Origin of the sequence: Chromohalobacter sp. 48-RD10 (assembly GCF_029889785.1) — a bacterium.
Lineage (GTDB): Bacteria > Pseudomonadota > Gammaproteobacteria > Pseudomonadales > Halomonadaceae > Chromohalobacter.
The window spans coordinates 1-5026 of the sequence record NZ_JARANX010000052.1 but is presented as its reverse complement, the minus strand read 5'-3'; the positions used below and the strand labels follow the sequence as shown (position 1 = coordinate 5026).

General features: G+C 56.2%; 4 protein-coding genes. 1 reads left to right on the top strand and 3 read right to left on the bottom strand.

Going from position 1 to position 5026, the window contains the following annotated elements; all coding sequences use genetic code 11:
- The 3 genes from OP496_RS16555 to OP496_RS16545 form a co-directional block, all read right to left on the bottom strand.
- The coding region (locus OP496_RS16555; protein WP_280564895.1) for a Wzz/FepE/Etk N-terminal domain-containing protein at nucleotides 1-589 on the bottom strand (589 nt) is incomplete at its 3' end.
- 99 nt (nucleotides 590-688) lie between these two features.
- A complete protein-coding gene (locus OP496_RS16550; protein ID WP_280564893.1) occupies nucleotides 689-1855 on the bottom strand; it encodes a polysaccharide export protein in 1167 nt (388 codons plus the stop codon).
- Nucleotides 1856-2338: 483 nt separating this feature from the next.
- Entirely contained in the window at nucleotides 2339-3694 is a 1356-nt protein-coding gene (locus OP496_RS16545; protein ID WP_280564891.1) for an exopolysaccharide biosynthesis polyprenyl glycosylphosphotransferase, read from the bottom strand.
- Nucleotides 3695-4099: 405 nt separating this feature from the next.
- Between OP496_RS16545 and OP496_RS16540 the strand changes: the two genes are divergently transcribed.
- Nucleotides 4100-5026 (top strand): glycosyl hydrolase family 28-related protein (locus tag OP496_RS16540; protein ID WP_280564890.1); only part of this gene is annotated, 927 nt, incomplete at its 3' end.

Sequence of the window (5026 nt, the reverse complement as noted above, 5' to 3'; positions counted from 1 at the left end):
CGAGAAAGCTCTCTTCCTCGCCGACAACGCCCTCACCCAGACGCTCGCCACGGTAGTTCAAGGCATAACGGGTCTCGTCGAGTACTTCGAGGGTGAAAGTCTGTCCCAAGTAATCGTCAGCCACCGGCATACCAGCGACCTGAATACGATCATCGCCCCAGGCATAACCCCAGTCCTGAGCGAACGCAGGCGCGACGATCTGGTGGCGATGCAAAAAACCGCCGATAATCGGCACGCGTACCGGTTCGACGCGGATATCGAGATTGAGTAGATCCACTGCACGGCCGAGCACCATGCGCGATTGCATGATCTCCATCTCCGAGCGCGACGGTGGCGCTTGCGAAAGCATTGACATCGACGCATCCGCTAGTGGGTTATTGGGACTCTTGGTTTCCACCTGGACCAGCGACTTGGCCTGAAAGATCGGCGTCGTGAGGAAGGCATACGCCGTCCCCAAAAACGCGAACAGTACAATCAGGCTGATCACCACGCCCTTGGCGTCGAACAAGAGGCCTAAAATGCGCCCCAGCTCCATGTCATTGCCATTGTCGGTTTTATTGGCTTGTGGGGCAGGTACATTGAGATTCATAGAATTCCCACTCCAAGAGAATGTGGGCTCGAAGGCCCGACGCCGTGTCATATCAATGCATTAGGCGGCAGCGACGGCGGGCCTTGAGACAATGACGGCTTAAAAGTCGTCGTTGAGGTCCTTGATGTCACGTGTGGCCTGCGACAGCTGGTAGATCGCCGTCACGCTAGGCAGGATCTGGCTGATGACGCGGTTCCAACGCGCCATCGGCGCGGCAGTGACATACACCACATCGGTGGGCTGGAGGATGAATTCCGACCCCAGTGCAAAGGCGATCGCGCTCTCGGCGTTGAGCTGGTAAACAGTCGCGTAGGTTTCGCTGTCGACATCCTGATTGCGGCGAATCACGAAGATACCCGAAGCATCGGCGCTGCTCTCGCGGATGCCCCCGGCCTGTGACAAGGCATTGGTCAGCGAGAAGCGCGCATTCGGCATCGGCACGGCGGTCGGTGTGTTGACCTCGCCCATTACATAGACCTGCTGATTGCCGACCACAGGCACATGCAAAACGTCGCCATCCTGTAGCAACAGGTTCTGATCGAGATCGCCATTGACCAGCATGTTGTAAACCGACAAGTGCCGCTCGACGCCATTACGGGTCAGCACGACGTCATGCCAGTCGCCGCCCTGCGTCAGACCACCGACGCTGCTGAGCGCATCCAGCACTGTAAGCGGCACATTGGTGATCGGCTGCGCACCAGCCTGCTCGACCTGGCCGGTGACATACGCCTTCTGTGCGTTGAAGGCAGCGACTTTCACGTCCACCTGAGGCTGCGCGATATAGCCTTCGAGGCGACGTTGAATCTCCCCACGAACATCGCGCACAGTACGTCCCGCGACCTCCACCGTGCCGATGTAGGGATAGAAGATGGTGCCGTCCGAATGCACCACGTTGCCCGACTCTTCCGCGCTCCGCTCACTCCCGGCGGGAATCGTCAACTCAGGATGGTCATACACCACGACGCTAAGTACATCACCGCGCCCGATTATGTAGTCGTAATCGATCTCGGATTCGGGCACCGCATTCTCGGTGTACTCAAACAACGAGTCGCGCAAATCGTCCTTCGACTCCACCATCGTCTTGACGAGACTCGGTGTAATTGCCTTGACCTCAATATTGTCAGAGATGTCCTCTCCCTGCGAATCAGCTTCATAATCGATATTGCTGCCGGGCGCGAACGCACAGCCCGATAGCGCCACCATGAAAGAAAGCCCCAGCAGCGGCTTTCTCCATCCCGAACGGTATTCCATACGGCTTGCAGTCATGCCGATTCCCTCATTTGTAGTATTAAGATTCGTTGTAAAAGTCGCCGACCCTTTGAGCGAATCTAATTCTTTACTCTCGTTCTTTTACCCACGCTACCGCCCTGGAGCGACACCACATCTCCGGGGCCATAACTACTAATTTTAAAACTCCTTCCCCCACTCATATCCTGCGGCACGCATAGCTTGTGTTACTTATTGCTTTAATCACCAACCTCTTGAACTGCGCGCCTATTTCCCCTGCTTACACAATTATCTTCTTGCGGATTTCATTCTATGCACTGTGTAACGTTTCATAGGCTGAATTTACACAATGCTTACATTGGATTTTACTCGTTGCTAAATCGCGCCTTTTAATCATCAAAATCATCCATCAAGTGCGATAATTTAACTGTGCAGGGGTACTAGAAAACTCATACTCCAAATAAAAACCCCCGTACTCAGACGGGGGCACCCCACAATGACTCAATTCAACGAGAGCACACCTCAGCGCGCCCCAAACCCAGTGCTGATCGTCTTCAGCGTGCGCAGTAGAATCAGCACGTCGAGCCACAGTGAGAAATGCTTGATGTAATAGAAGTCGTACTGCAGCTTGATGGCCATATCATCGACCTCTGCGGCATAGCCCTGCTCGACCTGGGCCCAGCCTGAAATGCCCGGCCTGACGACACGCCGGTAGCTAAAAAGCGGTATGTCCTTCTCGTACCACTGTGAGAGATCCACGGGCTCGGGGCGCGGACCAATGAAACTCATGTCCCCCTTGAGCACGTTGAGCAGTTGCGGTAATTCATCCAGGCGGTACTTGCGAATGACCTTACCCACGGGTGTGATGCGCGGGTCGTCTTCGCCGGAGGCGAATTCCTTCCCCTTAATGTCGCAGTACATGCTGCGGAACTTGTAGATACGAAACGGCACCCCGCGATGGCCCATGCGCCATTGCAAGTAAAACACCGGCCCCGGGCTGTCACGACGAATGGCCCACGCCGTGGCCAGCATGATGGGCGCCAGAAGCGGCAACAGCAGCAAGGCACCGCACAAATCCAGGCCGCGCTTGCAAGTGCTGTAAAGTGGCGACGGTAAAAAAGAAGTCAGCTCCGTATCTGCCAAGTGCTCGAGCCTGACGCGTCCGGTACGCGACTCATCAATCTGCTTGATCTGGTACACCGGAATGCCGTTCAGCGTGCACTTGGTCAAAAAGCGCATCCACTCGTGGTTGAGTGCGTCGCTGCGCAGATCGACGACGATACCGTCGATACGCTGCGATCCCAGGCGCGGCACTTCGAGTCGATACAACCCGCTCCCTTCAGTCTCGACGAGGTGACGCGCCTCGCCTAACGGCACTACGGCAAAGCGCGGACGCCTAAACCGCTGCACTCCCGCATAGCCGAGGAAAAACCACAGCAGGCTCGCAGCGTAACCGCCCCATAACACGCTCTCATCAAAACGCTCGGCGCCGAGCAACAGCGCCCAAGTCGCCGCAAACACCACACTGACAAGCGGCACGGCATACATCGATGCCTGCGTACCGGGGAAACGCGTCATGCGGTGCAAAACGAACAGTGTCACCAGAAACGCCACCCCCACCGCCCACAACGTGGTGGCAAGCCCCGGCGCCATGTCACGCCAGAAGTCTCCGCCGTGCATCATCAGCGGCGGCGCCAGCACGACCAGCGGCAAGCCCACGACGAAGTGGAATGGCATGCCCATCAGGCACTGCTCGTACCAACGCGAATAGCGTCGTTCATAGCGCGTATCGAAGGCATCACTATTCGACAGTGCCGACTCGCTCCCCCCCCATACCGAACGATCCATTTTCTCCAGAACTTTATGCTTATTGAACATGATTGACGCCACCTTTTCAGTGTCCCGTTCCGCCCGTTTAAGGACGTAAATAATCGGGTTTCCGCCAAACAAGTTACAAAGCGTTTATATTCATAGCCAGACGGTTTTTATAGTAAAAACCCCTCATATTACTCATGCCTGAAAATGCCAAAAGCGCACGTCAAAAACCAGTCGCACTTTGTACTTACAATATAATAATAAATTGACACCAAGCCGCTCATGCAACATAACCAACGCCACTCATCGCGCCCTAACAATAAATAACGAAAAACAACCTAAAACAAATAAACATGAGAAAAATACGCCATCAACAAGGAGAACTCTCACCTCATCACCTAACAAAGTTTCATCTACGCTAGGCGATTATGTCAGGGGGATAATATGCACACTTCGAGAAGACGACTCTTGGCTCGCCTACTCCAGGGCGGCGCCGTGCTAACCGCCGCCGGTCTATTGCCGACTCATACAGTCGGCATGGAAAAGCATGCGGCAAATATGGAAAAAAGAGACAGGACGGGAAAGACAACGCAGGGAGGAGCGGAGGCGCTGCATGCCGACTCCATCGCCGATATGCAAGCGCTGGAAGTCGCCCGCCTTCAAGATGGGCAACGCATCCAGGTCGCCGGTTACCATGCAGGAGAAACACTGGGCGGGGGGAGTTTCATCTGGTATGCCAATGAACAACGCAAGGAAGACGGCGGCACCTGTTTTCGTGCCCACGACCAGACCGATGGGCGTTTTCTGCGGCGACTCGACGACACACTCACGCCCGGCATGTTCGGCGCGCGCGGGGATGGCCGCGACCAGCATCTCGCGCTGCAACAACTCGCCAAATCCGCCAACGCCCAGCAGCGCGATGTCGTCTTTCCCGAGGGTGATTTCGCCTCTTCGGGGACCGGGTTACGCTTCAAAGGCATCCGCGTGACCGGGGCGGGCGTCACGCGTACGACCATTCGTTATACCAGTGACACTTACGGTGTACTGGTTGAGATTGATGATGGCGCCACCCTGTCGGGCATGACCCTGGATGGCAATGTCAGTGACGACCCCGAGACCTGGGCGCCCCACAATTTTGATGCTTTTACCGGCTGTCTACCTCTGGACCTCATTGGCCACGACGTCACCGCCCATGGCCTCGTTTGCCGCCGCTCTCCCCGCTCCTGTCTCCGCGTTGGCGCACGCAACTTCGTGCTGCGTGATGTCGTCGCCGTGCACGCGCGCGGCAACTTCGGTGATGGCATCTTCATTGCAGACTCCCACGACGGGATTGTCGAACGCTGCCAGGCACGCGACTTTACGCGTATCGGCTTCGTCGCCGACACTTATGGTGAG